The organism is Pseudomonas duriflava (genome assembly GCF_007830155.1).
In the GTDB taxonomy this organism is placed as follows: Bacteria; Pseudomonadota; Gammaproteobacteria; order Pseudomonadales; family Pseudomonadaceae; genus Chryseomonas; species Chryseomonas duriflava.
The window spans coordinates 1-15,370 of record NZ_VLKY01000025.1; the positions used below are offsets into that span (position 1 = coordinate 1).

General features: G+C 54.5%; 19 protein-coding genes. 4 read left to right on the forward strand and 15 right to left on the reverse strand.

All coding sequences use genetic code 11. The annotated features are described in order from the left end of the window. The 15 genes from IQ22_RS21135 to IQ22_RS21200 all read right to left on the reverse strand — a co-directional run. Positions 1 to 195: hypothetical protein (locus tag IQ22_RS21135; RefSeq protein WP_208733681.1), on the reverse strand; the 195-nt coding region annotated here is incomplete at its 3' end. 3 nt (positions 196 to 198) lie between these two features. Then, the gene (locus tag IQ22_RS21140) at positions 199 to 1,716 is read right to left on the reverse strand and encodes a DUF7146 domain-containing protein (RefSeq protein ID WP_145145723.1); all 1,518 of its coding nucleotides are present in this window, start codon (positions 1,714 to 1,716) and stop codon (positions 199 to 201) included. Between the two features lie 96 nt (positions 1,717 to 1,812). After that, on the reverse strand, positions 1,813 to 2,313 hold the full coding sequence (locus IQ22_RS21145) for a hypothetical protein (RefSeq protein ID WP_145145725.1): 501 nt from the start codon (positions 2,311 to 2,313) through the stop codon (positions 1,813 to 1,815). 69 nt (positions 2,314 to 2,382) lie between these two features. Next, positions 2,383 to 2,703 carry a hypothetical protein gene (locus tag IQ22_RS21150; protein ID WP_145145727.1) on the reverse strand — a complete coding sequence of 107 codons (321 nt, stop codon included), beginning with the start codon at positions 2,701 to 2,703 and terminating at the stop codon, positions 2,383 to 2,385. A gap of 69 nt (positions 2,704 to 2,772) precedes the next feature. Further along, complete coding sequence (locus IQ22_RS21155) at positions 2,773 to 4,572, reverse strand: VWA domain-containing protein (protein ID WP_145145729.1); 1,800 nt, start codon at positions 4,570 to 4,572, stop codon at positions 2,773 to 2,775. An 82-nt stretch (positions 4,573 to 4,654) separates the two neighbouring features. Further along, complete coding sequence (locus IQ22_RS21160; protein ID WP_145145731.1) at positions 4,655 to 5,860, reverse strand: DUF3150 domain-containing protein; 1,206 nt, start codon at positions 5,858 to 5,860, stop codon at positions 4,655 to 4,657. A 262-nt stretch (positions 5,861 to 6,122) separates the two neighbouring features. After that, positions 6,123 to 7,145 carry a YqaJ viral recombinase family nuclease gene (locus IQ22_RS21165; RefSeq protein ID WP_145145733.1) on the reverse strand — a complete coding sequence of 341 codons (1,023 nt, stop codon included), beginning with the start codon at positions 7,143 to 7,145 and terminating at the stop codon, positions 6,123 to 6,125. A 90-nt stretch (positions 7,146 to 7,235) separates the two neighbouring features. Beyond that, entirely contained in the window at positions 7,236 to 8,270 is a 1,035-nt protein-coding gene (gene bet / locus IQ22_RS23695) for a phage recombination protein Bet (RefSeq protein WP_145145735.1), read from the reverse strand. A gap of 106 nt (positions 8,271 to 8,376) precedes the next feature. Beyond that, positions 8,377 to 8,637, reverse strand: coding sequence for a hypothetical protein (locus tag IQ22_RS21175; protein WP_145145737.1), 261 nt, complete (start codon positions 8,635 to 8,637; stop codon positions 8,377 to 8,379). 81 nt (positions 8,638 to 8,718) lie between these two features. Beyond that, positions 8,719 to 9,267: a hypothetical protein gene (locus tag IQ22_RS21180; RefSeq protein WP_145145739.1), complete on the reverse strand. Its 549-nt coding sequence runs from the start codon at positions 9,265 to 9,267 to the stop codon at positions 8,719 to 8,721. Between the two features lie 13 nt (positions 9,268 to 9,280). Beyond that, positions 9,281 to 10,255, reverse strand: coding sequence for an AAA family ATPase (locus IQ22_RS21185; RefSeq protein WP_145145741.1), 975 nt, complete (start codon positions 10,253 to 10,255; stop codon positions 9,281 to 9,283). 311 nt (positions 10,256 to 10,566) lie between these two features. Further along, positions 10,567 to 10,932, reverse strand: a complete 366-nt coding sequence (locus tag IQ22_RS21190) for a hypothetical protein (RefSeq protein WP_145145743.1) — start codon at positions 10,930 to 10,932, stop codon at positions 10,567 to 10,569. 306 nt (positions 10,933 to 11,238) lie between these two features. Then, positions 11,239 to 11,406 carry a hypothetical protein gene (locus IQ22_RS23235; protein ID WP_158635471.1) on the reverse strand — a complete coding sequence of 56 codons (168 nt, stop codon included), beginning with the start codon at positions 11,404 to 11,406 and terminating at the stop codon, positions 11,239 to 11,241. An 85-nt stretch (positions 11,407 to 11,491) separates the two neighbouring features. Further along, positions 11,492 to 11,794, reverse strand: coding sequence for a hypothetical protein (locus tag IQ22_RS21195; protein ID WP_145145745.1), 303 nt, complete (start codon positions 11,792 to 11,794; stop codon positions 11,492 to 11,494). A 407-nt stretch (positions 11,795 to 12,201) separates the two neighbouring features. After that, complete coding sequence (locus tag IQ22_RS21200) at positions 12,202 to 12,399, reverse strand: HMG-box domain-containing protein (RefSeq protein ID WP_145145747.1); 198 nt, start codon at positions 12,397 to 12,399, stop codon at positions 12,202 to 12,204. 156 nt (positions 12,400 to 12,555) lie between these two features. Between IQ22_RS21200 and IQ22_RS21205 the strand changes: the two genes are divergently transcribed. From IQ22_RS21205 to IQ22_RS21220, 4 genes are all read left to right on the forward strand, one after another. After that, positions 12,556 to 12,879 (forward strand): DUF6794 domain-containing protein, encoded by a 324-nt coding sequence (locus IQ22_RS21205; protein WP_145145749.1) that lies wholly within the window; start codon positions 12,556 to 12,558, stop codon positions 12,877 to 12,879. Positions 12,880 to 13,052: 173 nt separating this feature from the next. Then, positions 13,053 to 13,856: a hypothetical protein gene (locus tag IQ22_RS21210; protein ID WP_244309349.1), complete on the forward strand. Its 804-nt coding sequence runs from the start codon at positions 13,053 to 13,055 to the stop codon at positions 13,854 to 13,856. Positions 13,857 to 13,970: 114 nt separating this feature from the next. After that, positions 13,971 to 14,759 carry a hypothetical protein gene (locus tag IQ22_RS21215; protein WP_145145751.1) on the forward strand — a complete coding sequence of 263 codons (789 nt, stop codon included), beginning with the start codon at positions 13,971 to 13,973 and terminating at the stop codon, positions 14,757 to 14,759. 14 nt (positions 14,760 to 14,773) lie between these two features. Continuing rightward, a complete protein-coding gene (locus IQ22_RS21220; RefSeq protein WP_145145753.1) occupies positions 14,774 to 15,313 on the forward strand; it encodes a hypothetical protein in 540 nt (179 codons plus the stop codon). Positions 15,314 to 15,370: the final 57 nt, after the last annotated feature.

A 15,370-nucleotide genomic window follows, 5' to 3' on the forward strand; every position in this document is an offset into this window, starting at 1 on the left:
AGGACCCTGAGCCGCGTACTTGACGATGAACAGAATGCGCGCCTGTGTTTCCCGGGCATCGAAACGATCCCGGATCAGTGCAGCATAGTCCTGCTCGCTCCCTTCCCAGCCGGCCGGAGGCGCAAAAACGCCTCGTGTGGCCGAACCCGGAGTGGTATCGAGCAGATCAACAGGCAGATGTGGATTGGAGTGCATGGCTTAACCTCCTACTACGCTGCGAAGAAGCGCCAGGCTCGGGAAACCCGAAATGCCCTGACGAATCATCACATCGTTCCAATCAATTCCTTTACTGCCGGAAGGGATTGGCGCGGTAGGAAGTATCACGATCACCCTGATACCCTGCTGCTGCAGACGCAGCTTGAGCCTCATGGCCGCCGATTCACCCGTGCATGATCTGTCCTTGTCGGCCCAGACCAGTACCGTATGAACCCCTGCTGGCGGGGTAAAGCCTTCAAGCAGTGTTGCATTAACCGTGCTCCAGGTAGCAATACCTGTTGCGCGGTACGCCGAGAGCGCTGTTTCCAGCCCTTCGGCAACGCCAAGCACTCCATCAACCGGAGTACCCATCTGGATCGCCGCACCTCTGATCGATTTCCCCTCGGGGACCGGCATCATCTTGCGCGGACTTTCCACGTCAGCCTTGCTACCCGTACTGCTCAGGTAGGTTCGGTGAAGGGTCAGGATCTCACCCCGGTTATCTACAATGGCGCAGACAATGGCCGGAAACTTACCTATCTCAGCGATGGTTTCCCGCTCTTCACCTGTCTCCATATCGATTTCCGTCACCTCAGCCCAGTAAGGAAAGGCGTGATGGAAACGTACGCAGTCATTGTCCAGCCAGTCAGCGCCACCTCGCGGCAACACCTTGCGCGCCTGCAAATACAACCGTGCAGGTTCAGCCAGGACTGAGGTCAATGGCAGCGACTCACGCCAGTGGCGCTCGACGTTTACGCTCTTACGATCAGCCATTGAGGCCTTCGCAGGCTGACTCCGGACCAGTGCAAGCTTGGGTTTTTCCGGCTCAATAATGATGGCCGGTGTCACCGGTGGAGCTTTCACAGGTTCAGGTTCAGGCTGAGGTTCATGCTCAATCACCTCGTACCCAAAGCGCTCAGCCAGATCAGCCTCGCAGCTGACTTCCTCTGCCTGTCTTGCCTTGAGTGCCTCGGCGCGCGCCTTCAGATCAATGGGACCACGACGACCGGGTTTAACCAGTCGCGCCCACTCATCATTGCTCGCCTCTTTCACAGCCGCTTCACGAACCACAGCAGTTTCCTGTACGGCCCGTGGAGCAGTGGTGTCCTCTACTGCGCTTTCCCGCGGACGGGACTGGGCAGGACGAGGACGATTTTCAGACGTCTCACGACGTTGATACCGTGGGGGTTCAGGATCAACCCCAAGGAACTCGGCAACCTCAACAAGCGCTTCCGGAAAATCAATGCTCTTCACAAAGCAGAGCAATGAAAACCCATCACCAAAGGGACCGCAGCTGTTGCAGATCGCGCCGCCTCGGACGTTGAAGTCCTTGAACAGACGAAATCCATCACGGCCACCATGGACCGGGCAAGGCACATGACGACCCAGTCTGGAGATGGCGCGTTCCAGATCAGGCGCCAGGGCCTGCATGATGCCTACCCATCCATAAGCCGACGCCTGATCCTTGACCTTCCTGCTGTCGTAGAACCTGCGGGGCTGTGTTGCTGTATTACTGTTCATAGGCTCACCTTCTTAGTTGGATTGTGTTGGCCCCAACCAGAAAGGGAGCCTTCCCCATAAGGGGGAAGCCCCCTTATGGGTGGGTAGTTGACGTGGCTAACGAGCGGCCACGGATTGCAACCGCATGGCGAATTCACGCAGTAACAGCTCAGCCTTCCCAAGGGTCAGCTCGCCTGCATTCAAACGACGGATCAGGTCGACCTTGTACATACCGATCGCCCAGCTACGTGTACGGCTCAGGGTCTCAAGAGCACCCCTTGCCACCGCGCAGTAACCTTCCATGATCAGGTTTTCCAGTACCTTTTCAGGAGACTCCCAGGTCATGTGGGCCTTGAGTCCGTTTCTGTCAAAGTACTGCGCTCGGTACATACCCGGTGTGGAAGCATCAGCCATGATGAGCGCATAACTCTTCATGCCCGGATGCTCCAGCTCCAGCCCCAGCAACTGCCCGCCTGCATCCTGCAGGACCTGATGCCAGTGCCGATTCCACTTCACAGCGTTGGGCATCAGGTGCTGGATGAGCCAGGTATTCTGGTCACCCTCCCTGAGTTCCTGCTGTAGCCATGCAAAGTGCGGATGGTCGCTTGTGTGGTTCATGTCGCTTCTCCAAAAAGAAGGGGCACGAACCCCCAGGGGGCTGTGCCCCATGGGGTATAAGCGGTATCGCTACCGCACCAGTCGTTGAACACGAACCCTTAACGCCTCTGGATCACATCCGCTTTCCTGCGCGCAGACGGTGAAACAGAAGGGAGTCAGGTGATCGTCTTCAACCCACTCGATCCATTCGTCTCGGGTGGAATTACAGGTTTTCGTCGAAGCCAGTGCATGCAGGGCGTACTGAAGCATCCGCTGCCGGAGCAGGCTGATTTCTTCATCGGTCCACTGGATGCGACTCGCCTCCTCCGAGGAGGCGTCGAGTAGCTCTTCAAAAAACAGGAGATCCAGGCACAGCTGCAACTCATTGAAGCGTGCAAGGGCTCGTCTCATGGCGTGCTGCTCCAAATGAAGGGCAGCACGACCCCAAAGGGGCATGTCTGCCCCAGGGGGTTATTGAAATCACACGGCAACACCAGTCAACGCATCACTCATCAACTGGAATAGCGTGTGCTTAAGGTCATTTACGCTTTCGATCTGAATCGATGACGCAAACAACCCTGCTACCGCTGCACCACTGCCTACACCGATACCAACCATCTCGATACCGCTGCGCTGGCAGCGCTGCACGACCTGCTGGCAGGTCCCGACGTTATCGGGTTCGCCATCCGTTACCACCAACACCATTTTGCGTTGCTCTCGGGTCTTGCTCAGCTCGAAAGCCGAGTACCAGATCGCTTCGGTCATCGGTGTACAGCCCATCGGTGAGAAACAGAACCGACCCGCATTCCGGCTGACCTTCTGGCCATGCTTCACCACACTCCAGACGGGCTGGCGGCTGTTTTTGCAGAAGAACGTTACCGCCGGGTTTACCCCGTTGATCTTCTCCAACCCCAGCGCCAGTGCCATGGCCGCATCACGAGCAACCTGATAGACGTGCTGACCGGAGGGCATGAGCGTCGCCATGGACGAACTCATATCCACCAGCACATGAACCGCTGTATCAGGATGCTTTCGCTGAGCACTACGCCGAAACACGCGCGTATCACCACTGACGAGCCGATGGAGCCGGTTCGTGTCCAGATGCCTGCCATGACGCCCCGGTGCATACCCGTTGCGCTGGCTGGCCTGAACCAGGCCCATGAGTTGCGACTGAATCCGACTGGACGCAGACGCCACCTGCTTTATCAACATCTCCCCAGACGCCTGATGATTCATCGCCTCAAGCGCAGTAGGGACGTTGATAACAGACGCACTACGATCAGCACCGGAGTTGAGGTCAGCCCGAAGGGCCTCTGTCTTGTCCTTGAGATGATCGTCTGCCTCTGCATCAAGGATCTGCTGCATGACACCGGGATTGCTGGTATCTGCATCATCACCTCCAGCCGAAGCGCTACCCGCGGCAGTGCCCTGGCCGGAACCCTGAGCACTGGAACCGCCTGAGTCAGTGCCCTGAGCATTTCCAGCATCAGCATCAGCATCAGCATCAGCATCAGCATCAGCATCGCCGCCATCAGAGTCCTGGCCACCCGCATCTCCTGAGCCAGCCTGCGGCTGAGTCGGGTCCTGCGGGGACGGCTGGCTCTGAGGAACCGGCTTTGGCTTCTTCTGCTCCTTCTGGGCTTCCTCTTTAACCATCCTGAGGACTTCCCGTGAGAGCACCAGCGCATCGGCCGTACTTTTCAGCTGCCCTGCGCGCCCCAGCAAGACCGCCAGACGAACCTGCACACCTTTCGGAATGACCTGTTCGTAGACGGCTGTTGTGGCAACCAGCGTGTCCTCGATAGCGTGCTGCCCTACCACCTTGCATTGCAGGAAGTACAGACAGTACGCCTCAAGTAGCCCGGCAGGATGAGTATCTCTTGTCGGGATCTGATAGTGACCCTGAGCAACCATGTACGCCGCTACAGCATTAAGCGTTCTGGCTGCACCGGGATAGAGCTTGATTATCTCGCGCTCGATCCGGCAGTCTTCAAAGATGTTGAGCATCGCGCCCAGAAAAGCTGAACGCGCTACCTCATCCTTTCCAACCCCAAAGTCAGTAAACCTGACGTGCGCCGCTTCATGTGTGAGGTAGCCCCAGAGAGCATCCCCAAACCTGTCGCCTTGTACGTTAGGTACCACAATGGTCTGGCCGTCAGTCATCGCCTGCTGGCCACCCACGATCACCTTTACACCAAACTTCTCGCCATACGCGGCAGCCACGATAGGCAGTGCCGCAAAAATGGTCTGGGAAGCCGGGCAGGATGCAGTTGCAGTCATGTCACACCTCATTTTTCAGAAAAGGAGGACAGACCATCCCCAGTAGCGGGAATGGCCCGCCATGGGGGGAGAGAAACAGCTACTAGAGGTAGTAGTTGTCCTCAGGCTCAGGCATTTCGAACGCCGGAGCATTCGAAGGCAGAGCCTGTGTTACCGGTTGTGCCACGTCCTTGACCGATGACTCGGTAAGGGGTGATGCAACCGTGGGTGAAACAGCCGAGGAATCTGCCGGAGCAGGTACCGCAGGTGTCTTTACGGCCCTGTCAAAGAACGAATCCATGTCATGGAAGAGCTCGTCCAGATCAAAGGTCTGTTGAGCGGGTTGAGCTATCTGACGCGCCGGCTGGACCGGAGCAGCAGAGGCCTGTACCGCTGGTGGAGCAGAAACGGCCTGAGTCATGGGCGCGGGAAACGCCATGTCAAAGGTATCGTCGTCGGGCTGTGCAGCAGGATTGCCGTCTGCAAAGTCCTTCATCTGGGCCTGATCACGCAGGATCGTGACGACCGAGTGGATCTGAAAGAAGAATGGTGCACCGATAGGACCTCCATCAGCGTGCTGATCGTAGCCATCAACGGTTTCCCTGAGCAGATTTACTACAGGCTCGAAAGCCCGGTTCAGAAAGCTCAATCCATCCACCTTGTCAGCCAGGCTTTCCAGACGCTTGCGAGTACGAACACTGATCTCAGCCTTACCACGAAGGTACTTCTGGTAGAACTCGTCCGCTTCTGTTTCGATTTCCCGAAACAGTTGACCCGCAAGGCCTTTGGTCTGGTCGGCCAGACGCTTTTCAGCGTTTGGCTCGCCGGACACCGGCTGGATATGAAACACCTGATAATTGAAACCCAGGCGCGCCTCTACGCTATTGCGGTCCAGAACGCCGTTACGAATAGCCTCTTCGTAGCCAACGTTGTTCGCAATCCAGTTCTGGATAGAACTGTCGTAGTTATCCAAAAAAGCCTGCTTTTCCTGCTCGAAGGTGAGTCGAGCCGTTTCAAGCTTGCCCAGTATTTCCGAAAGCTTGCTGCGAGGAACGGCCCATCCAGTGAGGAAGGGGAGTCCATAGCCCTCCAGCATCCGGCGTGTCGCACCGCGAAGCGAGCGAAACACCTTGAGCGATGCCGGATCGCAGATCGTCTTGTTACCCAGCTGAGCCACACGGTCAGGGGGTAGCTCGCCGCCTTCACCCAACTTGATATCCTTGTCTTCCAGGCGAACCTGTCCGCTCCAGATATCGTAGTCAGCGTTTACAACGACCAGCTCTTGCAGTAATGCCTTGTCAACGGTCATGGATATATCCTCGGAAGAACCGCAGACATATCCAGCCCATACGGGACAGATATGCCCCGGCAGGGTTGAGTTGAAGGTGTCGCCAAAAGGTCTTGCTAAAGGGTGTCGCTAATCTTGCATCGTTAGGAGGTATGCAGCCTCTTTTCGCTCCACAGGGGAGTGAAACCGTACTTTCCGCAGCGTCCTTCACTGCCATGCATGAAGCTACATGCTCAGCAGGGTCAGGACGCTCTGGAAAGGCGAGCAAAGCTCGCCTACTGCACTAGTTCAGGTAAAAGGACTCCGGCTCAGCCGAGGCGTGTTCAAGAGGGGCCAATACCGACGCTTCCACAACACTTTTGGGCGCCAGCTCCTCACGAACCGTGACTCGAACGCGATCCGAGGTCTTTTTCCGGTACTTCTCGAAATCCACCATCTGTTGTACAGCGGGATTGGCATCGATCGCCTTCCTGTAGTCGATCTGGCCCTGAACCTTGAAGCGGGTGATCTGAACACCGGCATAGTCGGCCTTCATGAAGTCACTCATCATCTCGGTCATGGTTTCAAGATGCTTGTCCTGCCGGGCTTCAAGGTCCTTTATCTGAGCCTTGAGTCCAGCAATACGCGCCTCATACAACCGATAATGTTCCGACTCGTAGATCCAGCGGGTGGCTTCCTCACCTAACGGCAGATAGAAGTCCTTTTCCGGATCCTTGGGCGGTTCATTACGCAGGCTTACGTCCTGCCAGAAGCCTTGAGCCTCGGTCATGAGCTGCGCGAGCAGGTCACGATCAAGGGGGATCTCAAAGATCTGCAGCGGATCATTGCCGTGCCAGAAGACCAGCCAACCGCGGCGGGACCCTGCACACAAGATCTGGTGCTGCACCTGACAGTAGTAGAGCTGGTACGCCTCCGATCTGGTACCGAGCCGGCAGACCTCCTCCCACGTCTTGTCGGAAGGACACTTGAGCTCGACCGGTTCACCGGCGTTATTCAGACCGTCCAGGGAGGCTCGTAGGAGCATGTTCCTGTCCGACTCGACACATACCGGCAACAGCATGTCCCCGGTGTGGTCCTCAAAGGCCTTTCGGGCGTCATCCTCGTGTTTGATGCCATAGCGCACCAGAGGATTACCGGACAGGTCCACTTCTTCACAGTACCCAACCTTCTCGGCCCACAAACGCCAGCGGGTCTTGTAGGGGCTACGTCCCAGAAGAATGCAGGCGTCGGTTGCGGTAATACCGCTCTTACGCCAGTTAAGCCATTCATCAGAGCCTTGCGACAGATTGATGATGTTGTAGCCCATGTGCTCTACCTCTTTTTAGTGATACGAAAAAAAGGGGGAGCACCCCATAGGGGAATACTCCCCCAGTGGGTGGGTTTACTTACTCAGGTATCACGGGATATAGGCGCCTTCGGCGTCTTCCAGTGAGTCCTTCATGTCAGCGAAGAGCCCGGCAAATTCCGAGTCCTGCTCTGACGTTTCCTGAGCCGTCTGATCCATCTCAAACTCAGCCTCGTAGGCATCGTCATCAAAGGATTCCTCTGGCTCCGTGGTCACATCCTCGGCAGACACAGGGTCGGCCTCGGCTATGGCTTCGGTTGCACTGCATAGTTCAGCCTCACGCAGGCGGTTGATGGCGTATTCACGCTCAGCCCCTGAGAAACGCTTACCTAGCCACTCATAAGCGCTCTGCCAGGCATTTACCGGCTTGGCGCGCTCGATCAGGCGATCAACAACAATCCCGATATTCAAGCACTGCCCAGTGGACAGAGTTGGTTCGGCTGTTGCCCTGGCTTCTCCATCAACGACTCGACTGACCTTGTTGCTGATGTCGACTTCGCTGATACGTTCGGCCTCGTCCTGATCAAAGATCCCGACAAACCCAAACGCAAGCCGTGCACACTGGATCATGGCCTTATGACGATGCATCCGCTTGGGGTGCGTACGCCAGGGCCCGTCGATGTTGCGATAGACCTCATCCAGATACTCACGAACAATCGTGGGATGTTCCTTGTCCCGGCGATACATCACGCACTCGATCCATTCATGAGCATCCACTTTCGCACCATCAGGCCTCACCATGGACGCGGAGTAGTTGAACGTCATGCCCTGATACTCAGGGTGTGAGTTCACGATCCGGGACCAGCCATCTACACCCACAACCGGAACAATCCCGTTGTTACGGTCCGGAAAGGCATAGATCTCCTTGGTGAAGGGGTTTAGCTGGTACTGCTCAGCCACAATCATGAGCGCCATCATCTGCTCATTGGTTGGACCTGAACCGTTCCGCTGCTTGAAGGCTGTCGCTTTCAAGGTAGTCATCAGTTTCGCTTCATCTACGCCATATCGTTCAGCCACACGCGTAAGCAATTTCTTGCCTTTGGCTTCGGACAGGTTTTCAACGTTTTGAACTGTTTGTGTTGCCATTTCAGTGCTCTCCATACAAAAAAGACAGAGGCACCGCCCCTGACAAGGGAAGTACCCCTGCCGGGAATCGCCAATGACGGCGATGGTTAAGTCACGCTATTCAGTCCTAGAACAAATGACTGATTTCTTCCCTGATCTCGGGACACACGCAGATCATGCCTTGCTGTGGCCGTTTCAAGACGAGGTGAACAACCGCAGCTGGGTATCTCAGCCCGAAGAGGCATGACCTGACGCTGATCTGGCCTGAGATAAAGGCACTCAGGACATTCCAGCGGTGGCGAGCCTTGAAGCCTAGCGGCCTTGCCTTCCAGACGATTACCCGATCCGGTGAGCCAAAGCTCATATCCAGTTCAGTCTGTTCGCTCATGTCTCACCTCACTTAAAAAGAAGGGAGTACCTACCCAAAGGGGTGGGTACCCCAGTTGGGAATCGCTGCGGGCAGCGATGGTTAAAAGTAGAAGTCCTCTCCAGCCACACTTTCAAGCTGAGCGGCCCATACCGACTTATCCAGACCCAGGGTCATGGCATCGGCAATGAATCCATCCAGCACAGCAGGATCAGGACAGTTCAGACTTATGAAGCGGGTCAGGGCCATGTAGCTCGCCTCGATCACTTCAAAGTCAGCGGTAGCACTGAGCAAAACCTCCAGCGGATAGCCTGCCTGCCCTACATCCCGCACCGCCTTGAGCAGGAGTAGAAGCGGACGATAGACGCCATCATCCAGATAGATTTCACCTGAACCAGTCAAGCTCTCAGGGCAGAAGTTGTTGTCTCCAGCCCCAGGGCTACCCAGTATTGCCCGTGTAATGCAGGCCTTTTCCAGATCATCCCGATACAGCAGATGAGGCTCAAAGGGCCTTGCAATACCCAGTAACTCCAGGGAATCCATAAACGAGTCGCAGAAGAGCTGTGCGACAACGGGTACGTCATGTTGTGGGACGGACTTTCCAAGCATCCAGTTGACAGTGCATGAGCGTTCGGAGGTTGCACTTACCACAGAGGTATCCTCCTTAGGCCCATTCGCTGCCAAAGACATCTGATGCTATCTGGGTGATCGCCGTTGCTTCTTCGGGCTTGGCTCGACGCAGGAGCGCCATTTCAAGACCGTACTTCAAAGCAGTGGGATGTCCCTTGAACATGCAGGTAAGCGTGGCCCAGCGCTTTAATGTCCGGGTGGACATCGTGACGCTAATACTGCCGCCCTGACCGTCTTCGCCCTTGAACAACTGGCGAACATGCTGAGCTACGTTGATCATGCCGTTGCGCAGGATGGCCGGAAGCTTGGGGAATGCTGCCTCAAGAATGAGGGCATCCACAGCTTCGTCATAATCCACGACAGCAACACGATAACGGTCCATTGACGCGATGTTTTGCATGGAGATGCCCTGGTACAGGCCCGAGGCGTCACCTTGTCCAACAGAGTTACCCGTAGCCACCACCCTGAACATCGGATGGGGTTTGATGATCTCGCCGGCGTTCTGAGCGATCACCAGAGGGCGATCTTCCAGAATGTCGTTAAGACCTGATAACTCCGAAGGGTCCATCATGTCGATTTCATTGATCAGGAGCACATGCCCATGCTTCATGGCCAGAGCCAGAGGCCCGTGCATGAACTGCATGGTGGGTGCTGCGCCAGGTGTCGCGCTCACCAGAGCGTGATGCCCGATCAGATCAGACAGCTCCATACGACCATGAGCTGTTACCTGCTGAACCGGCCAGTTAAGCCGACCCAGGATCTCGGTGATACCACTGGTCTTGCCGGAGCCCGTAGGACCGGTGACGTAGTAGGCATCGCCATCAGGTCGGTGCAGAAATGCCCGAAACTCGATTACAAATTCCTTGCGGAACACATAGGACGAGGTGATCTCGGGGATGAACGGGTTGGTGGTATCCGCAAAGCCCATGATCGTCGCATTATCACGCACTTCGATATTGAACGTGGACGCCAGCGGAAACTTAACCAGACCGTTGTTTGTTGCTTGCATGGTGAGACTCCAGAAAACGGGCACACCAGCTCCTTGGGGAGTCAGGTGACGCCCCGAGGGGTTGAAGGGAAACGCTAAAGGGTGGTGCTAAAAGAGATTTCTAATCTTGCATCGTTGGGAGGTATGCAGCCTCTTCTTTACTCACGGGGAGTAAAAAACCGGATCACGCAAAGGCACTGGAGGCCAGTACGCTTGGGAGATCAGGTTTACGAGATGCAGATAATGCAGAAAAGCCGCTGGGCCTTGGAGGGGTATCGTCTGATCCGTCACCCCAGGGGGATGAACAGATCAGCGCGATACCGGAGGAGACATTACACAGAGATCAAGAGACCCCGGCGCAAGTAGGTAGGCTTCTCGTAGGGGTCCCAGTTCATGCCCTCTTCAGAGAAACAGGGCGTTGCGACCGCTTCTAGGACATCAGCCGGAGCTGGTGCCGCAGGAGACTTCACCTTACGAGTGAGCAGGTGCCGGACTAAAGCCCAGCTCCTCTTACCGATAACACATGCCAGTTTACGACTAGGCTTACCCAGCCGTCGCAGTCCGAGAGCGATGCCTTCTTCAAGTGTCCGGGTCAGCCATACGCAGTACTTGACGAGCAAGTAAGCCACACCAAAACCTATACCCAGAATGAACACTACAGCGCCTACAAACAATGCGAGATGAATCATTGAAAACATGGTGAGCATCCTTCAGTGAAGGGGGTACTCACCAGTGTCTGGGAGTGGTCCCCCAGATTGGGAATATTGCTTAAGGCTTTAAGTGGTAGCAGCCACTATCAGTTCGCAGAGCGAGTGATAGATTTACAGTAGCGTATTTTTTGAAAGGCAAAAGCTGTGGTTGATACCCGCGCGGGCACGAACGTGCAGAAAGTTTAAAAAAGTTGAGTGCAAACCTTGGACAGTACAGATCCAAATCAGCCGGAGCATCTTCATGACAGGCAGGCAAAAAAAACCGCCCAGAGGGCGGTTTTTTGGTAGTGCTTATTAACCTAGAAAGTACAGTCCGGTAATGGTCAGAACAGCTGTAGTCGCGACTGATCCGATGGTTACGGCAATTTCTTTCCAGGATAATTCTGAAGCTTTTTCATATCGCTTCAAAAACTCAGCATGTTGCTGTTGATGCTGTTTTATTTGTTCAGAAGCACTGATCATGATTCAAGCCCCTATCGGCTATACCTGTTTAAAAGAATACTCGAAGTCCAAATACCTGCAAAGTGGCAAGTGGACCGGTTGTCACTTAAAAGGCAAGGCGCCAGACAAGAACAATCAGAGCCAGGACAGCACCACATAGACCGCCCATAACAGCGACCTTGTGCCATCGAGTCTCTTCTTTTAGCTTCAGGATCTCTGCCTCTAGCTTAAGCTTTTCAGTAGCAAGCTTTATTCCTTCATTGCTTACATTAACCAGGTACTGCTCTGTTTCCCGGTTAAGTCTGGAGGTTTGTGCGTTGAGCTGCTCGACCTCCGCTTTCAACTTCTTGATCTCATACATTAACTTCAATTGAGCCAAGGTGCGCTCATCTGGATTCGTATCCTTCATGGTAAGAATCTCCATGATCTCTGGGCGCACCTATCCCCGGACGGGGCAGTGACGCCCCGAGGGGTTGTTAAAAAACATCGAAAGGATGTCGCTAATTTTGCATCGTTAGGAGGTATGCAGCCTCTTTTCACTCCACAGGGGAGAGAAACCGATTAACCAAAGTTTCGGAGCAACAATCCAGCTCAACGGCGCTTGGCTAATCGGTTTTAGGAGGGCATGGAAAACCCGGACGCATAGGAAAAAGCGCGGGCTGGTGGTGCGCTAACGTTGAGCACAATGCTCACGTGGTACTGCTTAAAGGATGCTGAAGCTTAACGTGGTAGCTGCCACATGAAGGCAAGAGTAGCGTATTTTTCTGTGTTGAACAGCGGTGGTTGATACCCGCGCGGGCACCAAAGCAGACAAAGCTAGCAGGTACACTCAAGAACGTGCAGCACAGTGAGTGTTAGCACGGCGGTACCGGAAAGCGATCCGACGACCAGTGCAATCTCCTTCCAGCTTAATGTAGAAGCTCTTTCACACTGCTTTAGGAACTCAGCATGCTGTTTTTGCTGTTCTTCACGCAGCTGGGCCAGATACATTTGGGACTCTTCTACGGTTCTCATAGCTCAGGCTCCCCGTTGGAATGGCTCAAATCAAATTACTTCAAAATCCTATTGATGCAAGCGTGGCAAGGTGCGATCAAGCGGACTTGCATCCAGAGGTTCGTGGGGTACGGTAGTAGTGAAACTACAGGTTCACCGCTTCACGAGGACTTCCACATGCAAGATCCAGCTATCCCAGACACAGAACGCTGGCCCACCACTGTCGAGTCAGCCGTCGAGCAGCTCCTGGCCATGCTCAGTGAAGAATCCAAGAGTACCGTTCGCGAAATGCCGGAAGAAGAGCTGATCCATTGCCACTATGGGTTGGGCATGGCCATCCGCAACGAGTTTGGCCTCTGGAAGGGAAACAAGAAGCTTCTTGAGGCTGCCTGTCCAGCGGGAGGACACCCTGATGATGTCTCGATGGTTATCATTCGGGCGCTATGGGTTTGGCTTCGTTCAAAGCAGGTCATAGAAGGGGTCTACCAGACCCTGCATTAACGTGTAGCTAATGCGTGACAAGTCCAAGACGGCTGATCTGTCAAACCGAATTTTCGGAAATATTTGACCCTAAAACCCGTGGTTGGTACCCGCGCGGGTATCAACCACGGGGCTTTGGAAGGCATTTCCTGTAGTACGGTGGACCCTGCACTTATCACAGATAGGGTTGCCTTATGAACGACATGACTATTCCTCCAGGTTCCTCACAGGAGCCGTCAGGAAAAAAAACCATTCAGCTCACCCGCACATCGGTTTCACCGAGCAGCCACTCCCGGCCAGTGCTGCGCAAGTCCATTGAGGTTGCCTCTGATCAGGCGCAAAAGATCTTTGAACGCACCTTTAGCCGTATGGCGTATTCCTGCTTTTCCATCGAAGTGATCCTGCAGATCATTGGCGAGGAGAACTCGGTCGACAAGGCGCTCTCGACCATCAGCAAGCTCATCAGGAATACCGAGGACCTGATCGACAAGCAGATTGCCCAGATTACCGAACTCAACAAGAAGCATGAGCTTGACGAGAACTCCGGTTACTCGAACCCGGCCATTTACCACGCCGACATCACCAGTCCCCTGGCCATGCAGTACGTCAAGCTTCTGCTCAAGTTTGATCACATGATCAAGATGATTGATGTGCTCTGGATGAATGGCTATCTGGAGTCACGCCAGCGCGCGAAAGCCTTGCATGACTGGCGCAACAGCATCAATCGCCTCTCCAGTCGCATCATTAGCATCGAGAAAAACGCCCGCATTGCAGCGCATCGCAGGGGCAAGCAGGAAGAAGTCGACCAGACCGTACCTACCCGAGTTGACGAAAATGATGTTGCAGCCTCGCTCAACGAGGCCAGGAACCCTCAGGACAGCATTGAGGACGCCGGTGCACTGCCTCAAGCTGAGGACCAGCCCGAGCCGAGCGATAAACGAAAGCCCAAGGGCAAGCCTGATTCTGAGGACGATCTGACAGAACCGGTTCCGGTTTAGGCGAGACCCATGAAGAGTGTCTATATTGAGCGGCTTAGGTCGCTCTTTTTTTGGCGCCAATACTTGCTCACAGGACATCTACTGGTAGTTTCAAGGGAACGGGGGAGAACAGCCATGAACACATCAAAGATTGCATCTGTACTGCTGACCGCGGCCATCATGACCGGATGCGCCAGCACTTCTTCAGAACCCACCGGCAGTTATGCCAGGCAGGTAGCAACCGCAGGCGGATTACGTCTTGAGGATCAGAAGGTACCCAAGGCCCAGTACGACGCCTCGTTGAGTTCTGTTACCGACGCTGGCCTTAACACAAGCGTGCTGGCCTCCTCCCATGGCTTCAATATGAATGGCGGGGCAGCTTTGGGTGTGGGCCTTGCAGCTTGGTTGCTAACCCCTACTCCTTTAGAAAAGAAGGATGCTGTAATTGCTTTTGCGCCAATGCATGAATCTGACAAGACAGAAGCTGGAAGAGGATTCGCCAACGCTTTAGCTGCAGCCTATAAGCAAGCTTTTGAAGATATGGATGGTTTCACTTCTACCGAAATATTTCATGTAAGCAATGCTTTAGGTGACGCATTTATCGTAGGTGGCAAAGGACCTGGATGCCCTAATACAGAGCTGGGATGCTCTTATATTGCCAGTGTAATAAAACCTGAAGCAGTCTCGGCTCCTTCGGTTCTGTTCTCACAATCGAAACAAGTTTATCGATTTAGTGCGAAGGATGGTGTTCTATCCGGCGAGGACCATACAGAAGGCAAATTCGATAAGTCAGCCTTTTTACTTAACGTCAGTAAACATCTCCCTGATTGGGCATATGTCTACGCCGCACCAGTACCTAAGGTTTCACCACCCATGATCTTCCATAAAGGGGAAGTTCATTACTTTGTCGTGCCTGATGCTTGAGTGAGGCTCAGTCCATGACAGCGAAGTCACAAGAAAAGGATGAGCTTCAGGAAGCGATCGAGGCGCTGGCCAGACTGCGAGTCAGAGGACCGGCCCTGCTTAAGTTCCAACAGCAAACCGTATCCCTTGACCCTCATGATCCAGACTTGCAAAAGAATCTGATTGCGCACCTCGGCACAAAGGCCAGACGGCTGATCAACTTTACGGTTGGCCAGTGCTACACCGAGCATGGATTTCCGATCTTTGTTGCCGCCAATCACCGTAAGTGCGTGTTTGGACGCAAGTCCCTCGCGCCTGATCAGATCATTTCGGTCGAGGTTATCGAGACGTTAACCGACGAAGACAGGCAGCTGTTTCCGTGGGAGGAGCTTCAGAGCAGCACGCTGTTTATGGTGGCGGTCAAGCTTGTCACCGCCTACCGCCCCGCGCTGTACCTGTACCTAAACCTCAACAAGCCGATCTCAAGGGATACAGGCATGTATCAGGATGCACTAGCCAGAGCACAAGCCCTGTGCGCTGCTATCCAGAGGTTCAAGGATTTAAACCGGGTTTAATGGGGTATCAATAGAAAGGGACCTAATAGGTCCCCTTTCTTCGTACCGCCAGTTGTA

Bases quoted from the DNA above. Each gene is read 5' to 3' on its own strand.
- bet (WP_145145735.1), bottom strand. From the start codon at position 8,270: ATGGCAACACAAACAGTTCAAAACGTTGAAAACCTGTCCGAAGCCAAA.
- IQ22_RS21205 (WP_145145749.1), top strand. From the start codon at position 12,556: ATGCAAGATCCAGCTATCCCAGACACAGAACGCTGGCCCACCACTGTC.
- IQ22_RS21220 (WP_145145753.1), top strand. From the start codon at position 14,774: ATGACAGCGAAGTCACAAGAAAAGGATGAGCTTCAGGAAGCGATCGAG.
- IQ22_RS21175 (WP_145145737.1), bottom strand. From the start codon at position 8,637: ATGAGCGAACAGACTGAACTGGATATGAGCTTTGGCTCACCGGATCGG.
- IQ22_RS21160 (WP_145145731.1), bottom strand. From the start codon at position 5,860: ATGACCGTTGACAAGGCATTACTGCAAGAGCTGGTCGTTGTAAACGCT.
- IQ22_RS21185 (WP_145145741.1), bottom strand. From the start codon at position 10,255: ATGCAAGCAACAAACAACGGTCTGGTTAAGTTTCCGCTGGCGTCCACG.
- IQ22_RS21195 (WP_145145745.1), bottom strand. From the start codon at position 11,794: ATGAAGGATACGAATCCAGATGAGCGCACCTTGGCTCAATTGAAGTTA.
- IQ22_RS21155 (WP_145145729.1), bottom strand. From the start codon at position 4,572: ATGACTGCAACTGCATCCTGCCCGGCTTCCCAGACCATTTTTGCGGCA.
- IQ22_RS21210 (WP_244309349.1), top strand. From the start codon at position 13,053: ATGAACGACATGACTATTCCTCCAGGTTCCTCACAGGAGCCGTCAGGA.
- IQ22_RS23235 (WP_158635471.1), bottom strand. From the start codon at position 11,406: ATGATCAGTGCTTCTGAACAAATAAAACAGCATCAACAGCAACATGCT.
- IQ22_RS21200 (WP_145145747.1), bottom strand. From the start codon at position 12,399: ATGAGAACCGTAGAAGAGTCCCAAATGTATCTGGCCCAGCTGCGTGAA.
- IQ22_RS21215 (WP_145145751.1), top strand. From the start codon at position 13,971: ATGAACACATCAAAGATTGCATCTGTACTGCTGACCGCGGCCATCATG.
- IQ22_RS21190 (WP_145145743.1), bottom strand. From the start codon at position 10,932: ATGTTTTCAATGATTCATCTCGCATTGTTTGTAGGCGCTGTAGTGTTC.
- IQ22_RS21145 (WP_145145725.1), bottom strand. From the start codon at position 2,313: ATGAACCACACAAGCGACCATCCGCACTTTGCATGGCTACAGCAGGAA.
- IQ22_RS21140 (WP_145145723.1), bottom strand. From the start codon at position 1,716: ATGAACAGTAATACAGCAACACAGCCCCGCAGGTTCTACGACAGCAGG.
- IQ22_RS21150 (WP_145145727.1), bottom strand. From the start codon at position 2,703: ATGAGACGAGCCCTTGCACGCTTCAATGAGTTGCAGCTGTGCCTGGAT.
- IQ22_RS21165 (WP_145145733.1), bottom strand. From the start codon at position 7,145: ATGGGCTACAACATCATCAATCTGTCGCAAGGCTCTGATGAATGGCTT.